Below are 21,264 nucleotides of genomic sequence, written 5' to 3'. Positions count from 1 at the left end.
GACCGGACCATGCAAACTCGTGACGACATTTTCAACACCCTGCGCGATGCCCTGGTCGAGCTGTTCGAACTGGATCCGGCCCGTGTGAGCCTGGAATCCAATCTGTATCAGGATCTGGAAATCGACAGCATCGACGCGGTCGATCTGATTGATCACATCAAGCGCCAGACCGGCAAGAAAATCGCCGCCGAAGAATTCAAATCGGTGCGCACCGTGGGTGACGTGGTCGAGGCGGTCTACCGTCTGGTTCAACCGGCCGCATGAGCCGTCTGATCGGCCTCGGCCTGCTGCTGGCCGGTCTGCTGTACCCCTTTGCGGTGTATTTCGGCATGGAGCATTTCGCCCCGTGGCAGTTCGGCCTGCTGCTGGGCAGCCTGTGGCTGGCGCGGGCCCTGACCGGTGAACGCAAACCCGGCAGCCTGTGGATGGCCTGCGTGGCCATCGGCTTCTGCCTGTTGTTGGCAGTGTTCGACAGCCCGCTGTTGCTGCGTTGGTATCCGGTATTGATCAGCGGCTTCATGCTCGTGCTGTTCAGCCTCAGCCTGAAATACGGCCCGCCGATGGTCGAACGTCTGGCCCGGCTGCGTGAACCGCAGTTGCCGGCCAACGCGATTGTCTACACCCGCAAGGTCACGGTGGCCTGGAGCGTGTTTTTCTTCTGCAACGGTTTGTGCGCCGCCCTGCTGACACTGTGGGCGCCGCTGAATTGGTGGATGTTGTACACCGGCCTGATCTCCTACGGATTGATCGGCCTGATGTTTGCCATTGAATGGCTGATACGACAACGGGTAAGAGGCCGTACATGAACTGGATAAAACTTGAGCAGTTGTTGCTCAAGGCCTTGCCGGCGCGGGCGATCAGCCACGCGCCGGCTCTCGATCACACGAATCTGTGCGAACAGGCGCTGTCTGTTGCCGCCGGCCTGCAAGCCCAGGGTGTGCGACGTCTGGCGTTGCATCTGGAAGATGCCGCCGAACTGGCCATCGCTCTACTCGGCGCGTGGCGCGCAGGCGTCAGCGTGTTGCTGCCTTCGGATCTGCAAGTACAAACCCGTCAGCGCTGGTCGGGCGAAGTCGATCTGTGGCTGACCGATCTACCGGGTGACAGCTGTTTAACTGACCTTCAGCAGGCGCCATTGCCCGGCGCCGAACTGGATCTCGACAAGTGCCGTTTGAGCCTGTGCACCTCCGGCTCCAGCGGTGAACCCAAACGTATCGACAAGACTCTGCGCCAACTGGCCAACGAGGTCGAAGCGCTGGAGCAGCTATGGGGCGCAGATCTCGGTGAGGCATGCATCATCGGCAGCGTCGCCACTCAACATATCTACGGTTTACTTTTTCGCGTGTTGTGGCCGCTGTGTGCCGGGCGAACATTCGTGCGCAAGCAACTGGCCTTCCCCGAGGATATGCAGCGCGCCAGCCGCGAGCATGCGGCCTTCGCCTGGGTCGCGAGCCCGGCGCTGCTCAAGCGCATGGGCGACAACCTCGACTGGCCGGCCCTCAGCGCCGTGCGGCGAGTGTTCTCCTCGGGCGGCGCACTGCCAGCCGACGCGGCGCAGAGCCTGCATCAACGCCTGCAACAGTGGCCGACGGAAATCCTCGGCAGCTCGGAAACCGGCGGCATTGCCTGGCGACAGGGTGAAGCCCTGTGGCAGCCATTCGCCGGTGTCGAACTGAGTCAGGACAACGACGGCGCGCTGCTGATCGCCTCACCGTATCTGCCGACGGGCCATGTCGAACACACCGCCGACGCTGCGCGCATCGCCGCCGATGGTCGTTTCGAACTGCTCGGACGGCTGGACCGGATCGTCAAACTCGAAGAAAAACGTATTTCCCTGCCGATGCTCGAGCAAGCGCTGGTCAGCCATGAATGGGTCGCCGAAGCACGACTGGGCGTGGTCCAGGAAAACCGTGCCTCCCTCGGCGCATTGCTGGTGCTCAGCGAAACGGGCCTGTTTGCCTTGCGCGAACACGGCCGCCGCAGCCTGACCGAAACGTTGCGTCAGCATCTGCGCGAGCATTGCGAAGCCCTCGCCCTGCCCCGTCGCTGGCGTCTGCTGCGACAAATGCCGTTGAACAGCCAGGGCAAACTGCCTCAGGCCGACATCGAAGCACTGCTTGTCGCACCACGGTCGAAAGCCCCCGAAGTGCTGGAGCAAATCGAAACCGAGGGCGAATGGAGCCTGCAACTGAGCGTGCCGCCGGACCTGGCCTACTTCAGCGGCCACTTCCCCAAGGCCCCGGTGTTGCCCGGCGTGGTCCAGGTCGAATGGGCAGTGGACCTCGGTCGGCAATTACTCAACTTGACCGGCCCGTTTGCCGGCATGGAAGTGCTGAAATTTCAGCAACTGGTGCGCCCCGGCGATGAAATCCAGTTGCACCTGCGCTTCGATCCCGAGCGCAGCAAGTTGTATTTCGCCTACCGCAACGACACCGCGACCTGCTCCAGCGGCCGAATCCTTCTGGGGACTGGCGATGCATAACGCTTGTGCTGTGATCCCGGTCTATAACCACGAAACCGCCATCGGCACGGTGGTCGATGCTCTGCTCGCGCAACATCTGCCGTGCATTCTGGTGGACGACGCCAGCACGCCATCCTGCGCGAAAGTGCTAGATGTTTTGGCCGAGCGCGACAACGTCTATCTGGTCCGCCTCACCGTCAATCAGGGCAAGGGCGGCGCGGTGATGACCGGTCTGCGCGAAGCTTCGCGACTGGGTTTCAGCCATGCCTTGCAGGTCGACGCCGACGGTCAGCACGACCTGCACGACGTCGCCCGTTTCGTCGAAGAATCGCAAGCACACCCTGAAGCGATGATCTGCGGTTATCCGCTGTTCGATGAAAGCGTGCCCAAGGGCCGTTTGTACGCGCGCTATCTGACCCACGTGATGGTCTGGATCAACACGCTGTCGTTGCAGATCCGCGATTCGATGTGCGGCTTTCGTGTCTATCCGCTGGCGCCGACGCTGGCCGTGATCGACTCGGCCAAGGTTGGCAAACGCATGGATTTCGACTCGGACATTCTTGTGCGTCTGGCCTGGCGCAATCAGCCGATGCGCTGGCTGCAAACCAGCGTGCATTACCCGCTCGATGGCGTCTCGCACTTCCGGTTGTTCCACGACAACGCACTGATTTCCAGCATGCACACGCGCCTGTTCTTCGGCATGTTGCTGCGTTTGCCGGTGATCCTCTGGCGGCGGTGGCGCCCATGACTGTCGAGGCCGACAAAAAGCATTGGGCCGACCGCGAGGAGCGCGGCAGTTTCCTGCTGATGAAATTCACCGCGTTCGCTGCCAAGGTTCTTGGCCGGCGGCTGCTGAGCCCGTTGCTGTACGGCATCGTCCTGTACTTTTTCCTGTTCGGCCGCACCGCGCGACGCAGTGCCTGGCAATACCAGCAACGGCTGGCCGAGTGGAGCAACCGTGCAGACTTGCGCCCGAGTCATTGGCGGGTATTCCGCCAGTTCATGGCGTTCGCCGATTCGATGCTCGACAAGCTCGACGTGTGGAACGGCAAGATCCGCATCGAACAGATTGAAATCATCGACCCGGCCCTGCTGCGCAATCAGTTGCGTGGCAGCCGTGGGCAACTGCTGGTTGGCGCACATCTGGGCAATCTCGAAGTGTGCCGGGCGCTGGCGGAGATCGGCGAAAAGGTCACCATGAATGTGCTGGTGCACACCAAGCACGCCGAGCAGTTCAACCGCTTGCTCGGCGAGGCAGGGGCGACCAATCTGCGTCTGATTCAGGTCAGCGAACTGGACCCGGTGATCATGCTGCAACTGCACGAACGCCTGGAGCGCGGCGAATGGCTGGCGATTGCCGGCGACCGCGTGCCGCTGCACGGCGGACGCAGTGTGACCGTCGACTTTCTCGGCCATCCGGCGCCGTTCCCGCAAGGGCCGTGGCTGCTGGCCGGCCTGCTGAAATGCCCGGTCAACCTGTTGATGTGCCTGAAACAACCCGACGGCCACTATCGCCTGACCCTCGAGCCCTTCGCCGATGCCGTGACGTGGACACGCCGCGAGCGCGAGCAGGTCATTCATCAGTGGGCCACCCGCTATGCGCAGCGCCTGAGTCACTATTGCCTCGAAGCCCCGCAGCAATGGTTCAACTTTTACCCTTTCTGGAAGACCGATGACGACGCCAACCCATGAGCCGGTAACCTTCGGCGAACGCCCTTTGCGCATCGAAGACGTGCTGGCCCTGGCCAACCGTCAGGCGCCCGTGCAGTTGCAGAGCGACGCCGACTATCGCGAGCGCATCGCCAAGGGTGCGCGGTTCCTCGATTCGCTGCTGGACAAGGAAGGCGTGATCTACGGCGTGACCACCGGTTACGGCGACTCCTGCGTGGTCGCGGTGCCGCTGCATCACGTCGAGGCGTTGCCGCGTCATCTCTACACCTTTCACGGTTGCGGACTGGGCAAACTGCTCGATGCGCAAGCCACCCGTGCGGTGCTGGCGGCGCGTTTGCAGTCGCTGTGCCACGGCGTGTCCGGGGTACGCATTGAACTGCTGGAGCGTCTGCACGCGTTCCTCGAATACGACATCCTGCCGCTGATTCCCGAAGAAGGTTCGGTGGGCGCCAGCGGTGATCTGACGCCACTGTCCTACGTCGCCGCGACCCTGTCCGGTGAGCGTGAAGTGATGTTCCGTGGCGAACGCCGTCAATCCTCGGATGTGCACCGCGAACTCGGCTGGACACCGTTGGTGCTGCGCCCGAAAGAAGCGCTGGCATTGATGAACGGCACCGCGGTGATGACCGGCCTCGCCTGCCTCGCCTACGCCCGCGCCGATTATCTGCTGCAACTGGCCACGCGCATCACCGCGCTCAACGTGGTGGCACTGCAAGGCAATCCGGAGCACTTTGACGAACGCCTGTTCGCCGCCAAGCCGCACCCGGGGCAGATGCAAGTCGCCGCATGGCTGCGCAAGGATCTGGCGATCGACGCACCGACCGCACCGCTGCATCGTTTACAGGATCGCTACTCGCTGCGGTGCGCACCGCATGTGCTCGGCGTGCTGGCTGACAGCCTGAACTGGCTGCGCTCGTTCATCGAAACCGAACTCAACAGCGCTAACGACAACCCGATCATCGACGCCGAAGCCGAACGCGTGCTGCACGGCGGCCACTTCTACGGCGGCCACATCGCGTTCGCCATGGACAGCCTGAAAAACCTGGTGGCCAACGTCGCCGACCTGCTCGATCGGCAGCTCGCGCTGCTGGTCGACGAGCGCTACAACCACGGCTTGCCGAGCAACCTGTCCGGCGCTCCGGCGGATCGCGCAATGCTCAACCACGGCTTCAAGGCTGTGCAGATCGGCACCAGCGCCTGGACCGCCGAAGCGCTGAAAAACACCATGCCGGCCAGCGTCTTCTCGCGCTCCACCGAGTGCCACAATCAGGACAAGGTGAGCATGGGCACCATCGCCGCCCGCGACGCAATCCGTGTGCTGGAACTGACCGAACAGGTCGCCGCCGCCACCCTGCTCGCCGCCAACCAAGGCGTCTGGCTGCGGGGCCAGGCCGAAGACGCCCGACCACTGCCACCCGCGCTGGCTGCCATGCACGAAGCACTTGCCCAAGACTTCCCGCCGGTCATCGAGGACCGCGCGCTGGAAGGCGAACTGCGCCTGTGCCTGCAACGCATCGCCGCGCAACACTGGAGGCTGCATGCGTAGCGCCGGAGTGATTCACGCCGACACGGAAATCCTCGTACCGTTTTTCGACGTCGACACCATGCATGTCGTCTGGCACGGCCATTACGTCAAATATCTCGAAGTGGCGCGCTGCGCGCTGCTCGACAAGATCGGCCACAACTACAACCAGATGGTCGACTCGGGTTACGCCTGGCCAGTGATCGATCTGCAACTGCGCTACGTGCGCGGTGCGGTGTTCGGCCAGCGTCTGAACGTGCGCGCCAGCCTGGTGGAATGGGAAAACCGCTTGAAGATCCATTACCTGATCACGGACGCGCAAACCGGCGAACGCCTGACCCGCGCCAGCTCGGTGCAAGTGGCGGTCGAAGTCAGCAGTCGCGAGATGCAACTGGCCTCGCCGAAAGTCTTCACCGATGCCGTGGAAAGGATGCTGTGATGAACCTGTTTTGCAAAAGTCTTGGCGCGCTGGCGCTGTTGGCCATATCGACACTGGCCAACGCCTTCGACCTGCAACAACTCAGCGAGCAACTGGCTAAACCGGACGTTATCCACGGCCAGTTCATTCAGGAAAAACACCTGCGCGCCCTGCCCCAGCCGCTGATCAGCAAGGGCAGCTTTGTCCTCGCGAAAAATCACGGTTTGCTCTGGCTGCTGAAAACTCCGCTGCAACAGGATTACCGCATCACTGCCAAAGGCATCGCCCGGCGTGACGGCGATGGCTGGCAACTGCTGCCGAACAAGAGCGCCGGGGCCGAGCAGAACCGTTTGTTCCTCGCCGTGCTGCAAGGTGACAGCAGCGGCCTGCAACGGGACTTCGAACTGGCCCTGAGCGGCGATGCGCAACAGTGGAAACTGACCCTGACGCCACGCTCATTGCTGCTCAAGCAAGTGTTCAATCAGATCAACATCGACGGCGGCGCTCTGGTGCAAACCATTGAACTGCTGGAAACCCAGGGCGACAGCACGGTGCTGCGCATGCAGAACAGTACCGCCGGCCAACCGCTGAGCGACACGGAGCAACATGACTTTGCCGAGTGAACGCAGGCTGCCCTGGCTGTTCCTGATCCTGCTACTGGCGGTTGTCGCGCTGGCCGGCTGGCAATGGCGCGACGGTGCGCCACTGTCGGCGAACCTGATGGAACTGGTGCCAGGCACCCATCCTGACGCCCTCGAACTGCGCGCCGAACAACGCATGCAGGAACCGCTCAACCGCGAAATGCTGGTGCTGGTCGGCCACGCCGATCGCCAGCAAGCGGTAGCCATGGCGCAGACGCTGGGCGAGCAATGGCAGGCCAGTGGACTGTTCGAAAAAGTCCAGTGGAACCTGCAAGCCGATCTGCCAGCCTTGCGCACGCAATTGTTGCAAGGGCGGCTGGCGATGCTTTCGGCGGATGATCGGCAACTGCTGATCGAGCATCCCGATGGGTTTATTCAACAACGGGTGCAGGCACTGTTCGATCCCTTTACCGGTTTCAGCCTGGTGCCGAGCCAGGATGACTGGCTGGGCCTGACCGGACGCATCCAGAACAGCCAGCCGAAACACGGCGCGGTGCAACTGGATATCGGCAGCGGCGCATTGGTCGCCGACGCTGACGGCAAGAGTTGGGTGCTGCTGCGTGCACGCACCACCGGCAATGCTTTCGACATGAACCTACCGTTGCAAGTCGCCGCCCTGCTGCAACACAGCCGTGAGCAAGCGGCGAAAGCAGACGTGCAGTTGCTGGCCGCCAGCGGTTTGCTCTACGCGGCCAATGGTCAGCAGCAAGCGACCCGTGAAATGACTTGGGTCGGGGGCGGCGCGACGATCGGTATTTTGTTGCTGTTGTTGCTCGCCTTCCGCCGCTGGCGCGTGTTGCTGGCGTTCGTGCCGGTGCTGGTGGGCATGTTGTTCGGCGCGGTTGCGTGCGTGGCGCTGTTCGGCCACATGCATGTGATGACGCTGGTGCTCGGCTCCAGCCTGATCGGCGTGGCGGTGGATTACCCGTTGCACTATCTGTCGAAGAGCTGGAGCCTCAAGCCGTGGCGCAGTTGGCCAGCCTTGCGCCTGACCCTGTCCGGGCTGACCCTGAGCCTGCTCACCAGCACCATCGGTTATCTGGCGCTGGCGTGGACGCCGTTCCCGGCGCTGACGCAAATCGCCGTGTTCTCCGCTGCCGGGTTGCTCGGTGCCTATCTGTCAGCCGTGTGCTTGCTGCCGGCGCTGCTGAAAAACGTCGAACTGCGCCCGGCGCAATGGCCGCTGCACCTGGCTGAGCGCATGGTCAATCTGCGCGAGAAACTGCTTGAACGCGTGCGTACCCCGGTGTTGCTGGCGTTGCTGATCGCCTTCTGCGCCGGCGGTCTGGTGCAACTGCAAAGCAAAAACGACATCCGCCAATGGGTCGGCGCACCGCAACGTCTGACCGATGAAGCGCAGACCATTGCGCGCATCACCGGCTATCAACCAACCAGCCAGTTCTTCCTCGTGCGTGCGGCCAATCAGCAAGAATTGCTGGAGCGGCAAGCAGCGCTGAGCGAGCGTCTGGAACAACTGGTCAATCTCGACAAGCTGCAAGGCTATCTCGCGCTGGATCAACTGGTCAGCCCGCCAGGCCAGCAACAGCAAGTGCGCGATGCGCTGAACAAACTGCCACAGTTCTGGCAGCCGCTGCTCGACCTCGGCGTTCCCCTCGCTGCGCTGCAAACCGAGCTGCAACAGTTGCAGGCACTGCCGACCGAGGACATCGACGCTGCGCTGGCCGGGCCGCTCGGCGAACCGTATCGCACGTTGTGGCTCGGTCCGACCGAGGACGGCGTCGCGGCGATGACCAGCCTGCAAGGCCTGAATAATCCGTCGTTGCTGCGGGTGCAGGCGCTGGATCTGCCGGGGGTGATGCTGGTGGATCGTCTCGGCGATCTGAACAATGTTTTCGCCGCGACGCAGATCAGCGCCGCCGAACTGAAACTCGCCTCCTGCGTGTTGATCGTGCTGGTGCTGATCCTGCCATTCGGTTTCGGCGGCGCGCTGCGCATCGTTGCCCTGCCGTTGCTGGCTGCACTGTGCAGTCTCGCCAGTCTCGGTTGGCTGGGGCAACCGCTGACCCTGTTCAGCCTGTTCGGCCTGCTGCTGGTGACGGCGATCAGCGTCGACTACGCGATTCTCATGCGCGAGCAGGTCGGCGGTGCAGCGGTAAGTCTGCTCGGCACCTTACTGGCGGCCGTGACGACTTGGCTGTCGTTTGGTTTGCTGGCGGTTTCCAGCACGCCGGCCGTGAGCAATTTCGGCTTGTCGGTGAGCCTCGGTCTGGCGTTCAGTTTCATGCTCGCGCCGTGGGCCGGCCGACATGAGCATGCGGCGCCTGTAGCGGAGCCGGCAGCATGATGGTCATCGGTTTCTGGTTGCTGGCGTTGGCGTTGTTCGCCGTCGCCACCCGTGTCGGTCGACATTTCGGCCTGATCCCGATCGTCAGCCAGTTGCTGTTGGCCAGCTTCGGTTTACCGCTGTTGATGTACTTCTGGATTGAGCCGGGCTGGCAGCTCAGAGGCGCTGAACTTATCGCGCCAGCGTGGCTGAAAAACCTCTACAGCCTGAGTTTTGCCTTGCTGCTCGGGCATATTCTCAGCGATGTGATCGACCTGCGACTGGATCGTCAGAGCGTGAAAATCGCCGTGCCGAGTTTCGCCGTACCGTTCGCCTGCGGTCTCGCGGTCGCGTATTGGCTGCTGCCGGCGCAACCGTGGCTCAACTCACTGGCCATCGGCCTGGTATTCGCGATTACCGCGATTCCGGTGCTGTACCTGTATCTGCGTCACATCGATTACCCGCCCGCCGCCACCCGACGTCTGGTACAGACCGCGATCCTGATCGACCTGACCTGCTGGACGTTGTTCGGCCTCGCCCAAGGCAGTCTGCACCTGAGCAGTCTTTTGCTGCCGCTGGGTCTCGCTTGCGTGCCCTTGCTGCTGTGCCTGTTCGGTGTGCGCCGCCCACTGACTTACAGCCTCGGCTTCTTTGCCCTGCTGGTGATGGCCGAGCATTACAAACTCAACGCGCTGATTTTCGGCATCGGTTATCTGCTGTGCATGGCTGCGTTGAAAGTGCCGCTGGTGCTGCCATTGCCAGCACGCTGGATGAGCCGCTTGCAGACGTGGTTGGCGATTCCGCTGATCCTCACCTTTGGCATTGTGCAGATTGACGTGCACAGCGCCCTCGCCAGCCTCGGCCCCGCTCAATGGGCCGCGCTGCTGATGTTACCGATTGCCAGTAAACTCCTCGGCAACTGGCTCGGCCTCGGTTGGGCCGGTGCCTCGTTCGAAGGTGCCAGCCGCTGGCGCGAAAGTGTGCTGTTGAACATTCGCGGCCTCAGCGAAATCGTCTTTCTCAACTTGCTGTTGCAACAACAGCTCATCACCCCGGCGCTGTACTTCGCGCTGATGCTGATGGGCCTGATCGCGACGCTGCTGCCGGCCCTGATCGGCCTGCATCGCGCGCCCCAGAAACACACCGCCATTGCGCCCGGGAGTTCACGTGCCAACCGTTGAAATGCAACGTCGTCAGGTAGTGATCATCGGTGCCGGTCCGTCCGGCGCCATTGCCGCTGCGCTGCTCAAGCGCAAGGGCCACGACGTGCTGGTGATCGAGCGCCAGCACTTCCCACGCTTTTCCATCGGCGAAAGCCTGCTGAGTCATTGCCTGGATTTCGTCGAAGAGGCCGGCATGCTTGAAGCGGTGAACGCCGCTGGGTTCCAGCGCAAGACCGGGGCCGCGTTTGCCTGGGGCGAGCGCTACAGTGCCTTTGATTTCGGCGATACCTTCACCGACGGCAAACCGACCACGTTCCAGGTGCAGCGCGCCGACTTCGACAAGTTGCTGGCTGATCAAGCAGCGCTGCAAGGCGCCGAGATCCGCTATGGCGATGCCATCGTCAGCGTCGATTTCGAGCGGGCAAAACCGCGACTCGATGTGCGCCGTGAAGACGGCAGCGAATATCGCATCGAGGCGGATTTCGTACTCGATGCCAGCGGCTACGGCCGCGTGTTGTCGCGCTTGCTCGACCTGGAAGCGCCGTCGAATTTCCCGGTGCGTCAGGCAGTTTTCACCCATGTCGAAGATCACATCGACAACCCGGCTTTCGATCGCGAAAAAATCCTCGTCACCACCCATCCACACCATCGCGATATCTGGTTCTGGACGATCCCGTTCAGCAACGGCCGCTGCTCGGTCGGCGTGGTCGCTGCGGCCGAGCACTTCAACGGTCGTGATGCCGACCTCGACGCTTGCCTGCGCGGTTTTATTGCCGAGACGCCAAGCCTCGCTGGCGTGTTGAACAAGGCCGTGTGGGATACCCCGGCACGCACCCTCGGCGGGTACGCGGCCAACGTCAAAACCCTGCACGGCCCGGGCTTCGCGCTACTGGGCAACGCGGCGGAGTTTCTCGACCCGGTGTTCTCTTCCGGCGTGACCATCGCCATGCGTTCGGCGAGCATGGCGGCGGCGGTGCTGCACCGTCAGTTGCAGGGTGAAACGGTCGATTGGCAAAGCGAATTCGCCGAGCCACTGAAGCGCGGCGTCGACACCTTCCGCTGCTACGTCGAAGGCTGGTACGCCGGGACCTTTCAGGACGTGATTTTCCATGAAAACAGCCAGCCGGAAATCCGCCGGATGATCTGCTCGATCCTCGCCGGCTACGCCTGGGACGAGCGCAATCCGTTCGTCAGCGAAGCGCGTCGCCGCTTGAAGATGATTTCCGAACTTTGTGCAAAGGACGCCCCATGAGTTACCTGAGCGACAGCTACGTCGAGGAAACCCGCTTCGGTTTCTGGTTCCTGCGCAGCCACACCTGGCAGCACCACGTGTTGCGCGTGGCGATCAACGATCTGCGCGGCTTGTTCAGCGAGTCGCTGCCGGCGAACCCGGTGTTGCTGGACGCCGGTTGTGGTCAGGGCAAGTCGTTCCGACATCTGCGCCAGACCTTCGCACCACAGCGTCTGATCGGCGTCGATGCCGACCCACACAGCCTGAAGTTGAGCGGCGAAGAGGCGGCGCGTCAGGGTCTGGACGTCGAGTTGATTGGCAGCGATTGCGCGACGCTGAAGGTGCCGGATGCGAGTGTCGATCTACTGTTCTGTCACCAGACCTTTCATCATCTGGTCGAGCAAGAGAAAGCCCTCGCCGAGTTTTATCGGGTGCTCAAACCGGGCGGCTATCTGCTGTTCGCCGAGTCCACCGAGGCATACATTGATACGTGGGTGATTCGCTGGTTGTTCCGCCATCCGATGCATGTACAGAAGAGCGCCGCGCAGTATTTGCAGATGATTCGCGAGCAGGGTTTCGAATTCGGCGAACGGAACGTTTCATACCCGTATTTGTGGTGGAGCCGGTCCAAGGACTTTGGCTTGTTGGAGCGGTTCGGGTTGCGCAAGCCGAAACCGTTTGGGCAGCGGGAAGAGACGTTGGTCAACGTCGTCGCGCGCAAGCCGCTTGAAGGTGCCGTCTGATGTACCGCATTCGACCTGTACAACCCAAAACCTGTGGGAGCTGGCTTGCCAGCGATAGCGGTGTGTCAGTCAGCGTGAATGCTGGATGTGCCGACGCCATCGCTGGCAAGCCAGCTCCCCCAGGATTTCTGGTGTGGCTGATGGTGTTATTTGCCTTGTTGGGTGGTTGCGCCAGCCAGGCGCCCCTGCCTGCGAGCAACCCGACCTTGCCATTGCCATTGCAACTGCACGTCGAACGCAACCTCGCCGATCAGCGCCAGGACTGGCTGCTGGTGATTCAGCGCGAAGGCCCCGGCATTCGCTGGTCGATGATGGACCCGCTGGGTATTCCTCAGGCCCGTCAGCAACTGATCGACGGACACTGGCAGGCCGACGGTCTGTTGCCGCCCAATCCTGAAGCCCGGGAGCTGTTCGCCGCATTGCTGTTCGCCCTGACTCCGTCCGGCGAGCTGTTGCGCAATTATCCCGCCGCGCAGCAACAGGCCGGGCAACGCTCGCTGCCGCCGCGCTGGGCGATCCGTTATACGCAACCGTTGAGCTTCGAATTGAACCTGCCCCAAGGCCCGCACTATCGGGTTTCCCCCCTCGGTGAACCGACGCCATGACTGCCTACCTCAATGCCCTCGGGGTGATCTGCGCCCTGGGCCGCGACAAGCATCAAGTCGCGCAGAACCTGTTTGCCGGCGACTGCTCGGGCATGCGCCGCGAATCCGGCTGGGTGGCCGGGCGCGAGTTGCCGGTGGCGGCGGTGCACGGTGAGTTGGCGGCGGTTCCGGCCGAACTGGCGGACCAGAGCAGCCGCAACAATCAACTGCTGCTGGAAGCCGCACTGCAGATTCGCGCTGACATCGATCGGGCGATCCAGACCTACGGCCGCGAGCGCATCGGCGTGGTCCTCGGCACCAGCACCTCGGGTATCGACGAGGCCAGCCGCGGTCTGGCGCACTATATTCGCGAGCATCAGTTCCCCACCGAGTATGACTATCGGCAACAGGAACTCGGCGCCCCGGCGAACTTTCTTGCCGACTGGCTGCAGCTCAGCGGCCCGGCCTACGTGATTTCAACGGCCTGCACTTCCAGTGCACGGGCCTTGATGAGCGCACAGCGTCTGCTCGACCTGGGTCTGTGCGACGCGGTCCTGTGCGGCGGGGTCGACAGCCTGTGCAAGCTGACGCTCAACGGTTTCAGCGCGCTGGAGGCGGTGTCCGACGAGCGCTGCAATCCGTTCTCGGCCAACCGCAACGGCATCAACATCGGCGAAGCGGCGGTGCTGTTCATGATGAGCAAGCAGCGTGGCGACGGCCCGGTCATTGCGCTGCTCGGCGCCGGTGCCAGTTCTGATGCTCACCACATCTCCGCCCCGGAACCGAGCGGTCGCGGCGCCCTGCAAGCGATGCAAAAGGCCTTGAGCCGCGCGCAACTGCAAGCCCCCCAGATCAACTATCTGAACCTGCACGGCACCGCGACCCAGCACAACGACGCCATGGAAAGCCTGGCGGTCGCCACACTGTTCCCGGGCGGCGTGGCCTGCTCGTCGACCAAACCCATGACTGGTCACACGCTCGGCGCGGCCGGGGCACTGGAAGCGGCGTTCTGCTGGTTGAGCCTGAGCGCTGACAACCCGGCACACGGCTTGCCGCCGCACGTCTGGGATGGCCAGGCCGATCCCGGCCTGCCGCCGCTGAAGTGGGTGACCGCGAACGAACGCCTGACGTCCATTGCACCCCGCTACCTGATGAGCAACTCGTTTGCCTTCGGCGGCAATAACGTCAGCCTGATTATCGGAGACGCCCCATGACCGACTGGCCGCTCGCCGACCTGCTGCCCCACGCCGGCGACATGATTCTGATCGACAAGATCGAAAGCTTCGACGATGAACAGATTTACACCCGCCTCACGGTCAAGCCTGACGGCCTGTTCAACCTGCCCGACGGCAGCCTGCCGGCGTGGGTCGGCATCGAGTTGATGGCGCAGAGTGTCGCCGCATTTGCCGGTTGCCACGCACGCCTGAAAGGCAATCCGGTGGAACTGGGTTTCCTGCTCGGCACACGCAAGTTCGAGTGCAACGTCGACGCATTTCCGGCCGGCAGCGAGTTGACTGTCCACGGTATCCGCTCGCTGGAAGACGACAACGGCATGGGCGTTTTCGAATGCCATATCAACGCGCCGGGCATTGAAGTCAGCGCCCGGCTGAACGTGTTTCGCCCGCCCCAACCGTCCCAATATCTGCAACAAACACAGGAGTCGAACGATGACTGAATCCGTACTGGTCACCGGCTCCAGCCGTGGCATCGGCCGCGCCATCGCCCTGCGTCTGGCGCAGGCCGGGCATGACATCGTCGTGCATTGCCGCAGCGGCATTGCCGACGCACAAGCGGTGCAGGCCGAAATCGAAGCACTGGGCCGCAACGCACGTGTCCTGCAATTCGATGTTGCCGACCGCGAAGCGTGCAAAAGCATTCTTGAGGCCGACGTCGAAACCCACGGCGCCTATTACGGCGTGGTGCTCAACGCCGGCCTGACCCGCGACGGAGCGTTTCCAGCGTTGAGCGACGACGATTGGGACGTGGTACTGCGCACCAACCTCGACGGTTTCTACAACGTTCTGCACCCGGTGATGATGCCGATGATCCGCCGCCGCGCCGCCGGTCGGATCGTCTGCATCACCTCGGTGTCGGGTTTGATCGGCAACCGTGGCCAGGTCAACTACAGCGCCTCGAAGGCTGGCGTGATCGGCGCGGCAAAGGCATTGGCGATCGAGTTGGGCAAGCGCAAAATCACGGTTAACTGCGTCGCGCCGGGCCTGATCGACACGGCGATGCTCGACGAAAACGTGCCGGTGGAAGAACTGATGAAAATGATCCCCGCGCAGCGCATGGGCACCCCTGAAGAAGTAGCCAGTGCGGTGAATTTCCTGATGTCGGCGGAAGCCTCGTACATCACCCGCCAGGTGCTGGCGGTCAACGGAGGCTTGTGCTGATGAAGCGCGTCGTCGTCACCGGCATGGCCGGCATCACCTCGCTGGGCAGCGATTGGCAGACCATCGCCGGCAACTTCGCGGCCAACCGCAGCGGCATCCGCCGGATGGACGAGTGGGACCGCTTCAGCGAACTCAACACTCGTCTGGCCGGGCCGATCGATGACTTTGTCGTCCCGGCGCACTGGACGCGCAAGCAACTGCGCAGCATGGGGCGGGTGTCGCGGCTGGCGGTCGGCGCGGCGGAACAGGCGCTGGCCGACGCCGGTTTGCTGGGTGATGAGTCGATCAAGGACGGGCGCATGGGCGTGGCTTGCGGCTCGTCCACCGGCAGCACCGACGAGATCAAGGCGTTCGGCAACATGCTGCTCAACTCGGTGGCCGAGGGCCTCAACGCCAACTCCTATGTGCGGATGATGCCGCACACCACGGCGGCCAATATCAGCATCTTCTTCGGCCTCACCGGGCGTCTGATCCCGACGTCCAGCGCCTGCACCAGTGGCAGTCAGGGCATCGGCTACGCCTACGAAGCAATCAAGTTCGGCCGCCTGCCCTTGATGCTCGCTGGCGGCGCCGAAGAGCTGTGCCCGACCGAAGCCATGGTCTTCGACGCGCTCTACGCCACCAGTCTGAAAAACGACGCACCGCAAACCAGCCCACGCCCCTACGACAAGGGCCGCGACGGCCTGGTGATCGGCGAAGGTGGCGGCATGCTGGTGCTCGAAGAGCTGGAACACGCCCTCGCTCGCGGCGCGCACATCCATGCCGAGATCGTTGGTTTCGGCAGCAACGCCGACGGCCAGCACACCACCCGTCCCGAGCAGATCACCATGCGCCGCGCCATGGAGCTGGCGCTGGAAGATGCCGGGCTGACACCGGATGCCATCGGTTATGTAAATGGTCACGGCACCGCTACAGAACAGGGCGACATTGCCGAAACGCTGGCGACCAGCAGTTTGTTCGGTGAGCGCATGCCGATCAGCTCGCAGAAGAGTTTTCTCGGCCACACGCTCGGGGCGTGCGGGGCGCTGGAGTCGTGGTTCAGCATCGAGATGATGAATCGCGACCTGTACGTGCACACGTTCAACCTCGACGAGGTCGATCCGCACTGCGGCAAGCTCGACTACCTGCGCGGCGAATTCCGCCAGATGCATCACGAATACGTGATGAACAACAATTTCGCTTTTGGTGGCGTCAACACCTCGTTGATTTTCCGCCGCTGGCACTGACCGCAATACGTTTTGGAGTGAAGGGAATGACTCAGTTTCACCGCATCGCCGCCCTGTTGGCCCTGGCCTTCGTCCTCGGCGGTTGCACCAGCAAACCGGTGTACAACGCCAAGGAAGAGTTTTCGCCAGACCTCGGCTTCACGGCCTCACAGATGAGCCGCGCCATCGTCACCGCGCTGAACGACCGCCAATGGGTCGTGCAGTCGGTACGCCCGGGCATGATCAAAGCCGCGATCACCGTACGTGGCCGCCACCACGCCGAAGTCGATATCCCGTTCACCCCGACCTCGTTCGAAATCGACTATCGCAGCAGCTACGGCCTCGACGCCAAGGACGGCAAGATCCACGGCAACTACAACCGCTGGGTCAACCGCCTGCGTGACAACGTGCTCAAAGAACTGTCGATCAACCCGGACATCGAAGCGGTGAACAACCTGGGCATCATCAAACAGGGTGCGGAAGAACCGACTTACCTGAGCTTTCGCGAAGGCGTCAAACGCGCCACCGACGCCGGCCTGCTCGACGGCAGCGTGAAGTTCTACCTGGCCGGCGAAACCCTGCCGAAACAAGTGCGCAAACTCGACACCGTCAGCAGCAGCCGCAAAACCAACGGTTCGAACAAATCCGACGAAGACGCCTGCTTCTGGGCCCTGCAATCGGCCCTCGCAACCCTGCAGAACGCCGCGAAAAAAGCCGACGCCAACGCCGTGATCAACATCGCCAGCGTCGACCAGCGCGACCTGTACAAAGACACCGAAAAATTCCAGTGCCGTGCGGGGCTGGTGGTGTCGAGCGTGGCGTTGCGTGGTGACCTCGCCCACGTTGATTGATTGAGCTGTAGAAACGACAAAGGGCGCCTTTCGGCGCCCTTTCACAAACAGGTTGGCTTGTCATCGCCAGTTACCTGTCTGGCTCTGCGATGGCTGGTTGCCCAGGATCCTCAGAGTCTCACAAGCCCCTTTCGGGAACGCTGGCAGTATTGCCCGAAAAACAGGCAGGGACAACGGCTGGCATTTGGCCTCAATGCGCCACTGCATCTGCCATTACAGTCCCAACGCCCGTCTGACTGCGGTTTTGATGGCGTAGAACTCGTCTGTTGCAAGATGTGAGATCAGGTAAACGCGCTTGCCTTGACGATCCCGACTTTTGATTCGATCAAGTCGCGAAAGGCTGACTGTCGCAACCATATCGCACTTTGCCCAACAGGTTGGACTGGCTCCGTGAAGGTGGCTTGCGAGTTCAAGATGATGGTCGAGCAAGCGCTCCGGAGCAGTGGTACTCAGCGGCACCACCGTCACCAGCAAGCTATTCGTTCGGTGCTTGCGTATCACAACGACAGGCCTGACTTTCACCATCTCAGGTACTTCATGACCCCTGAAATCGCAAATCAGAACGCTGCCCTCCCTAGGCTGGTATCGAAGTGGCATCCGTGACACTCATTCAAGAAAAAACTGATCCTGCCCGACAGCAGCAATTTCCCCAACGGCAGTTCCGTACTCGAAATGTATGGCTGCAAATCACTCACACCGAACACCTTCACCAGCAACATCTACACTCGCTCAAGCAGGCCACTCCCCTTAACGCCTGCCAGAACGGCGAGCCATCATCAGTCGAGCACTCGCTGCTCTCTTTCACCGTCAAGGAGATGACCATGCAAGTGAAAGCCCTGATCGCCGCCACGCTCTTCAGTCTGCTGCCCAGCGCCAGCCATGCCACCAATCTGATGTACATGCCCTTCGAAACCGTGCTGTCGGACGCCATTCGCGCCGGGCGGCTGGATGGCAGTGTGAAGTTTTATCTGGCCGGGAATGGGCCGCAGGGTACTCAGCGGTTGTTGCAGCGCGATGTGATCAGCGACCTGAAGACCAATGGTTTCAACAAGAGTGATCACGATTCCTGCGAGTGGGTGTTGCAATCGAACCTGATCAAGTTGCAAGCCGAGGCCAAGCGGGTCGGGGCGAATGCGGTGGTCAATATCGTCAGTTATTACGACCGGCATGTGCGCAAGGATTTGAATACTTACGAGTGTCGGGCGGGGATTTTTGTGACTCGGGTGGCGTTGAAGGGGGATCTGGTGCGGTTGCCCTGAGGGCGGTGGTGATTGAGCTGACGCCTTCGCGAGCATGCTCGCTCACACCTTGGAATGCGCTCCCCTGTGGGAGCGAGCCTGCTCGCGATTTGATTGCGCAGCAATCAAGCTTTTGAAGGCTCGACCTTGCGCGTGAGCAGTTCGACAAACGCCTTGGCCATCGGCGATTTCTGATCCTTGCGCTGCACCAGCCACACCGCTGAAATCGCCTCCGGATCGAGCAGCGGCCGATACACCACACCGTCGATGCGCATGCGTTGATAGGACGCCGGTAGCACCGAAACGCCCAGCCCCGCCGCCACCAAACCAATGATCGTCATCGCTTCCCCCGCTTCCTGGGCAAAGTGGGGGCTGAACCCGGCATCGCGGGCCAGGCTGAGCAGTTGCGCGTAGAGGCCGCTGCCGTAACTGCGCGGGAAGAACACAAACGGTTCCAGCGCCAGCGCCGAAAGAAACAGGCCATCCTCGCTGCCTTGAGCCAACGGATGCTTGGCGCTCAGTACCGCCACCAAAGGTTCGCGCATCAACTCGACCACACTCAAGGAATCCGGCAAACCCAGCGGACGCATGATGCCGACCTCGATTGATTCGTCCACCAGTGACTCGGCCACTTCGGTGCTGCTCATCTCACGCAAGTTCAGGTGCACCGCCGGAAAGCGCTGACGGAAAGAGAAAATCGCCTGCGGAATGGTCGAGTTGAACGGCGCCGATGAGGTGAAGCCAATCTTCAATTCCCCGAGCTCACCGAGTTGCGCACGCCGGGCGACGTCCGCCGCTTTGTCGACCTGTGCCAGCACCAGCCGCGCCTCTTCCAGAAACAACCGCCCGGCCTCACTCAACTCGACCCGACGATTGGTCCGTTCGAACAGCCGCGCGCCAACCTCTTGCTCCAGCGCCTGAATCTGCTGGCTCAGCGGCGGCTGAGAGATCCCCAGCACCTGGGCGGCGCGGCCAAAGTGCAATTCTTCGGCAACGGCGATGAAGTAGCGCAGATGACGCAATTCCATGGAAACCCCATTAGGTCGTTAAAGCTATCAAACAGGTCGAACAATATATTGGATAGAAACATTAGCCAGCTATATGATTTTTTCATTGCCTGCCCGGCCGTGCCCTCCGAGGTCTGAAGTGAAAACAGCTGTCGCGCCCCTTGCCCATGAAGTCCCGCCTGCAGCGGCCGACGATGTCGTCGCCGAACTGCAAGAGATCTACATCGAAAAAGGCACGCCGATGTTCATGCGCACGGTGCTGGCGCTGTTCAGTGGCGGATTTGCGACTTTTGCGCTGCTGTACTGCGTGCAGCCAATGATGCCGCTGCTGTCCCACGAGTACGGGATCAATGCGGCGCAGAGCAGCCTGATCCTCTCGGTGGCCACCGGCATGCTCGCCATCGGCCTGCTGATCACCGGGCCGATCTCCGATCGGGTCGGGCGCAAACCGGTGATGGTCACCGCGCTGTTCGCCGCAGCCCTGTGCACCATGGCCAGCGCAATGATGCCGAGTTGGGAAGGCGTGTTGATCATGCGCGCGCTGATCGGGCTGTCGTTGAGCGGTCTTGCGGCGGTAGCGATGACTTACCTGAGCGAAGAAATTCACCCGCAGCACATTGGCCTGGCGATGGGTTTGTACATTGGCGGCAACGCGATTGGCGGGATGAGCGGTCGTTTGATCACCGGGGTGCTGATCGATTTTGTCAGCTGGCATACGGCGATGCTGGTGATCGGCGGTCTGGCGTTGATTGCAGCGGCGGTGTTCTGGAAGATCCTGCCCGAGTCGCGCAACTTCCGCTCGCGCTCGCTGCACCCGCGCAGCCTGCTCGACGGCTTCACCATGCACTTTCGCGATGCCGGGTTGCCGCTGCTGTTTCTTGAAGCGTTCGTGTTGATGGGTGCGTTTGTCACGCTGTTCAACTACATCGGCTATCGTCTGTTGGCCGCGCCGTACAACCTCGATCAGGTGTTCGTCGGTTTGCTCTCGGTGGTGTACCTGTCGGGCATCTACAGCTCGGCGAAGATCGGCTCACTGGCGGACAAACTGGGGCGGCGCAAGGTGTTGTGGGCGACCATTGCGCTGATGTTCGTCGGTCTGGCACTGACGATGTTTACACCGCTGTTGCTGGTCATCGTCGGCATGCTGATTTTCACCTTCGGCTTCTTTGGTGCACATTCGGTGGCGAGCAGTTGGATCGGTCGGCGGGCGTTGAAGGCCAAGGGACAGGCGTCCTCGCTGTATCTGTTCAGCTATTACTCCGGTTCGAGCATCGCCGGGACGGCGGGTGGGGTCTTCTGGCACCTTGGCGGCTGGAACGGCATCGGTTTGTTCATCGGCGCGTTGTTGCTGATCGCGCTGCTGGTCGCACTGAAACTGGCGAAGCTGCCACCCCTGACCGGCACGACTATCTGAGTAGCAACCGCGCCTCCAGCAGATTGTCGCGCGGTTCAAGCGTCAGCGAGTGCAATACCACACCGCCACGCTCAAGCCTGTCCAGCCAGAGTAGCAAAGGCTCGGGCGGGCCAGTGAGGGTCAGGCGAATCTGCTCGTTGTCGCTATCCATTTGCTGAACGTCAAGCCCCGCCGTGGCGAGGCTATCGCTGATCCGTAATGACAATGGCTGACTCGCATCGAACACGGCACCGCTTGGTGGCTGAGCGCGATTCAGTTGAATCGCAAAAGTCTGTTGCTGACGATATAGGCGCTCGGCCGCTTCCAGCCGTTGCACGCTCGGTTGCCAGAGCCACAGTAACATTGCGCCGCCAAGGCAACCCGTCGCCAGAAAAAGTATCAGGTTGCGCTCACGACCTGACAGCCGTCGCCATCGTTCAAGGAACATCACAGACC

At 62.0% G+C, this 21,264-nt stretch carries 23 protein-coding genes; 20 read left to right on the top strand and 3 right to left on the bottom strand.

What is annotated here, in order from left to right:
- The first annotated feature begins 9 nt into the window (after nt 1-9).
- Genes KI231_RS02325 through KI231_RS02240 form a run of 18 tightly spaced genes read left to right on the top strand, consistent with a single transcriptional unit; the run spans nt 10 to nt 17,170 of the window.
- Nucleotides 10-264 carry an acyl carrier protein gene (locus KI231_RS02325; RefSeq protein WP_007909503.1) on the top strand — a complete coding sequence of 85 codons (255 nt, stop codon included), beginning with the start codon at nt 10-12 and terminating at the stop codon, nt 262-264.
- Entirely contained in the window at nt 261-806 is a 546-nt protein-coding gene (locus KI231_RS02320) for a COG4648 family protein (RefSeq protein WP_103305413.1), read from the top strand. The genes KI231_RS02325 and KI231_RS02320 overlap by 4 nt, the downstream gene beginning before the upstream one ends.
- A complete protein-coding gene (locus tag KI231_RS02315) occupies nt 803-2,482 on the top strand; it encodes an acyl-CoA synthetase family protein (protein ID WP_213027323.1) in 1,680 nt (559 codons plus the stop codon). Before KI231_RS02320 ends, KI231_RS02315 begins: the two co-directional genes overlap by 4 nt.
- A complete protein-coding gene (locus KI231_RS02310) occupies nt 2,475-3,209 on the top strand; it encodes a glycosyltransferase family 2 protein (protein WP_213027322.1) in 735 nt (244 codons plus the stop codon). The genes KI231_RS02315 and KI231_RS02310 overlap by 8 nt, the downstream gene beginning before the upstream one ends.
- Nucleotides 3,206-4,153 (top strand): lysophospholipid acyltransferase family protein, encoded by a 948-nt coding sequence (locus KI231_RS02305; protein WP_213027321.1) that lies wholly within the window; start codon nt 3,206-3,208, stop codon nt 4,151-4,153. Before KI231_RS02310 ends, KI231_RS02305 begins: the two co-directional genes overlap by 4 nt.
- Nucleotides 4,134-5,678 carry an HAL/PAL/TAL family ammonia-lyase gene (locus KI231_RS02300; protein ID WP_103305417.1) on the top strand — a complete coding sequence of 515 codons (1,545 nt, stop codon included), beginning with the start codon at nt 4,134-4,136 and terminating at the stop codon, nt 5,676-5,678. The genes KI231_RS02305 and KI231_RS02300 overlap by 20 nt, the downstream gene beginning before the upstream one ends.
- On the top strand, nt 5,671-6,093 hold the full coding sequence (locus KI231_RS02295; RefSeq protein WP_213027320.1) for an acyl-CoA thioesterase: 423 nt from the start codon (nt 5,671-5,673) through the stop codon (nt 6,091-6,093). The genes KI231_RS02300 and KI231_RS02295 overlap by 8 nt, the downstream gene beginning before the upstream one ends.
- Nucleotides 6,093-6,695: an outer membrane lipoprotein carrier protein LolA gene (locus KI231_RS02290; protein WP_103305419.1), complete on the top strand. Its 603-nt coding sequence runs from the start codon at nt 6,093-6,095 to the stop codon at nt 6,693-6,695. Before KI231_RS02295 ends, KI231_RS02290 begins: the two co-directional genes overlap by 1 nt.
- Nucleotides 6,679-9,018 carry an MMPL family transporter gene (locus tag KI231_RS02285; RefSeq protein WP_213027319.1) on the top strand — a complete coding sequence of 780 codons (2,340 nt, stop codon included), beginning with the start codon at nt 6,679-6,681 and terminating at the stop codon, nt 9,016-9,018. Before KI231_RS02290 ends, KI231_RS02285 begins: the two co-directional genes overlap by 17 nt.
- The gene (locus KI231_RS02280) at nt 9,015-10,178 is read left to right on the top strand and encodes a cation:proton antiporter (protein WP_213027318.1); all 1,164 of its coding nucleotides are present in this window, start codon (nt 9,015-9,017) and stop codon (nt 10,176-10,178) included. Before KI231_RS02285 ends, KI231_RS02280 begins: the two co-directional genes overlap by 4 nt.
- Complete coding sequence (locus KI231_RS02275; protein WP_213027317.1) at nt 10,165-11,412, top strand: NAD(P)/FAD-dependent oxidoreductase; 1,248 nt, start codon at nt 10,165-10,167, stop codon at nt 11,410-11,412. The genes KI231_RS02280 and KI231_RS02275 overlap by 14 nt, the downstream gene beginning before the upstream one ends.
- On the top strand, nt 11,409-12,134 hold the full coding sequence (locus KI231_RS02270) for a class I SAM-dependent methyltransferase (RefSeq protein ID WP_213027316.1): 726 nt from the start codon (nt 11,409-11,411) through the stop codon (nt 12,132-12,134). The genes KI231_RS02275 and KI231_RS02270 overlap by 4 nt, the downstream gene beginning before the upstream one ends.
- Nucleotides 12,134-12,739, top strand: coding sequence for a hypothetical protein (locus tag KI231_RS02265; protein ID WP_213027315.1), 606 nt, complete (start codon nt 12,134-12,136; stop codon nt 12,737-12,739). Before KI231_RS02270 ends, KI231_RS02265 begins: the two co-directional genes overlap by 1 nt.
- Entirely contained in the window at nt 12,736-13,932 is a 1,197-nt protein-coding gene (locus KI231_RS02260; protein ID WP_213027314.1) for a beta-ketoacyl-[acyl-carrier-protein] synthase family protein, read from the top strand. Before KI231_RS02265 ends, KI231_RS02260 begins: the two co-directional genes overlap by 4 nt.
- On the top strand, nt 13,929-14,393 hold the full coding sequence (locus KI231_RS02255; protein WP_213027313.1) for a hotdog family protein: 465 nt from the start codon (nt 13,929-13,931) through the stop codon (nt 14,391-14,393). The genes KI231_RS02260 and KI231_RS02255 overlap by 4 nt, the downstream gene beginning before the upstream one ends.
- A complete protein-coding gene (locus tag KI231_RS02250; protein WP_213027312.1) occupies nt 14,386-15,114 on the top strand; it encodes a 3-ketoacyl-ACP reductase FabG2 in 729 nt (242 codons plus the stop codon). The genes KI231_RS02255 and KI231_RS02250 overlap by 8 nt, the downstream gene beginning before the upstream one ends.
- Nucleotides 15,114-16,340, top strand: coding sequence for a beta-ketoacyl-ACP synthase (locus KI231_RS02245; protein ID WP_103305427.1), 1,227 nt, complete (start codon nt 15,114-15,116; stop codon nt 16,338-16,340). The genes KI231_RS02250 and KI231_RS02245 overlap by 1 nt, the downstream gene beginning before the upstream one ends.
- Before the next feature lie 26 nt (nt 16,341-16,366).
- The gene (locus KI231_RS02240) at nt 16,367-17,170 is read left to right on the top strand and encodes a hypothetical protein (RefSeq protein WP_213027311.1); all 804 of its coding nucleotides are present in this window, start codon (nt 16,367-16,369) and stop codon (nt 17,168-17,170) included.
- Nucleotides 17,171-17,383: 213 nt separating this feature from the next.
- Here the strand turns inward: KI231_RS02240 and KI231_RS02235 are convergent, their stop codons facing one another.
- Nucleotides 17,384-17,767, bottom strand: coding sequence for a type II toxin-antitoxin system PemK/MazF family toxin (locus KI231_RS02235; protein ID WP_213027310.1), 384 nt, complete (start codon nt 17,765-17,767; stop codon nt 17,384-17,386).
- Nucleotides 17,768-17,991: 224 nt separating this feature from the next.
- On the opposite strand from KI231_RS02235, the gene KI231_RS02230 reads away from it, so the two are divergent.
- Nucleotides 17,992-18,429 carry an excinuclease gene (locus KI231_RS02230; protein WP_103305430.1) on the top strand — a complete coding sequence of 146 codons (438 nt, stop codon included), beginning with the start codon at nt 17,992-17,994 and terminating at the stop codon, nt 18,427-18,429.
- Nucleotides 18,430-18,533: 104 nt separating this feature from the next.
- Here KI231_RS02230 and KI231_RS02225 read toward each other — a convergent pair whose 3' ends face one another.
- The gene (locus KI231_RS02225) at nt 18,534-19,436 is read right to left on the bottom strand and encodes a LysR family transcriptional regulator (protein WP_213027309.1); all 903 of its coding nucleotides are present in this window, start codon (nt 19,434-19,436) and stop codon (nt 18,534-18,536) included.
- Nucleotides 19,437-19,554: 118 nt separating this feature from the next.
- Here KI231_RS02225 and KI231_RS02220 point away from each other — a divergent pair, with 118 nt between their 5' ends.
- Nucleotides 19,555-20,829, top strand: a complete 1,275-nt coding sequence (locus KI231_RS02220; RefSeq protein ID WP_213027308.1) for an MFS transporter — start codon at nt 19,555-19,557, stop codon at nt 20,827-20,829.
- Here KI231_RS02220 and KI231_RS02215 read toward each other — a convergent pair.
- Nucleotides 20,822-21,256 (bottom strand): type II secretion system protein M, encoded by a 435-nt coding sequence (locus KI231_RS02215; protein ID WP_249412091.1) that lies wholly within the window; start codon nt 21,254-21,256, stop codon nt 20,822-20,824. The two genes, KI231_RS02220 and KI231_RS02215, sit on opposite strands and share 8 nt — an antisense overlap.
- Between the last annotated feature and the right edge of the window lie 8 nt (nt 21,257-21,264).

It is taken from the genome of Pseudomonas sp. Seg1, assembly GCF_018326005.1.
GTDB lineage: Bacteria > Pseudomonadota > Gammaproteobacteria > Pseudomonadales > Pseudomonadaceae > Aquipseudomonas.
The sequence above is the reverse complement of the archived record's forward strand: the minus strand, read 5'-3'. Positions and strand labels throughout refer to the sequence as shown.

Bases quoted from the DNA above. Each gene is read 5' to 3' on its own strand.
- KI231_RS02265 (WP_213027315.1), top strand. From the start codon at position 12,134: ATGTACCGCATTCGACCTGTACAACCCAAAACCTGTGGGAGCTGGCTT.
- KI231_RS02285 (WP_213027319.1), top strand. From the start codon at position 6,679: ATGACTTTGCCGAGTGAACGCAGGCTGCCCTGGCTGTTCCTGATCCTG.
- KI231_RS02225 (WP_213027309.1), bottom strand. From the start codon at position 19,436: ATGGAATTGCGTCATCTGCGCTACTTCATCGCCGTTGCCGAAGAATTG.
- KI231_RS02235 (WP_213027310.1), bottom strand. From the start codon at position 17,767: ATGCCACTTCGATACCAGCCTAGGGAGGGCAGCGTTCTGATTTGCGAT.
- KI231_RS02315 (WP_213027323.1), top strand. From the start codon at position 803: ATGAACTGGATAAAACTTGAGCAGTTGTTGCTCAAGGCCTTGCCGGCG.
- KI231_RS02230 (WP_103305430.1), top strand. From the start codon at position 17,992: ATGCAAGTGAAAGCCCTGATCGCCGCCACGCTCTTCAGTCTGCTGCCC.
- KI231_RS02305 (WP_213027321.1), top strand. From the start codon at position 3,206: ATGACTGTCGAGGCCGACAAAAAGCATTGGGCCGACCGCGAGGAGCGC.
- KI231_RS02240 (WP_213027311.1), top strand. From the start codon at position 16,367: ATGACTCAGTTTCACCGCATCGCCGCCCTGTTGGCCCTGGCCTTCGTC.
- KI231_RS02325 (WP_007909503.1), top strand. From the start codon at position 10: ATGCAAACTCGTGACGACATTTTCAACACCCTGCGCGATGCCCTGGTC.
- KI231_RS02255 (WP_213027313.1), top strand. From the start codon at position 13,929: ATGACCGACTGGCCGCTCGCCGACCTGCTGCCCCACGCCGGCGACATG.
- KI231_RS02250 (WP_213027312.1), top strand. From the start codon at position 14,386: ATGACTGAATCCGTACTGGTCACCGGCTCCAGCCGTGGCATCGGCCGC.
- KI231_RS02300 (WP_103305417.1), top strand. From the start codon at position 4,134: ATGACGACGCCAACCCATGAGCCGGTAACCTTCGGCGAACGCCCTTTG.
- KI231_RS02215 (WP_249412091.1), bottom strand. From the start codon at position 21,256: ATGTTCCTTGAACGATGGCGACGGCTGTCAGGTCGTGAGCGCAACCTG.
- KI231_RS02260 (WP_213027314.1), top strand. From the start codon at position 12,736: ATGACTGCCTACCTCAATGCCCTCGGGGTGATCTGCGCCCTGGGCCGC.
- KI231_RS02310 (WP_213027322.1), top strand. From the start codon at position 2,475: ATGCATAACGCTTGTGCTGTGATCCCGGTCTATAACCACGAAACCGCC.
- KI231_RS02280 (WP_213027318.1), top strand. From the start codon at position 9,015: ATGATGGTCATCGGTTTCTGGTTGCTGGCGTTGGCGTTGTTCGCCGTC.
- KI231_RS02245 (WP_103305427.1), top strand. From the start codon at position 15,114: ATGAAGCGCGTCGTCGTCACCGGCATGGCCGGCATCACCTCGCTGGGC.
- KI231_RS02270 (WP_213027316.1), top strand. From the start codon at position 11,409: ATGAGTTACCTGAGCGACAGCTACGTCGAGGAAACCCGCTTCGGTTTC.
- KI231_RS02290 (WP_103305419.1), top strand. From the start codon at position 6,093: ATGAACCTGTTTTGCAAAAGTCTTGGCGCGCTGGCGCTGTTGGCCATA.
- KI231_RS02320 (WP_103305413.1), top strand. From the start codon at position 261: ATGAGCCGTCTGATCGGCCTCGGCCTGCTGCTGGCCGGTCTGCTGTAC.
- KI231_RS02295 (WP_213027320.1), top strand. From the start codon at position 5,671: ATGCGTAGCGCCGGAGTGATTCACGCCGACACGGAAATCCTCGTACCG.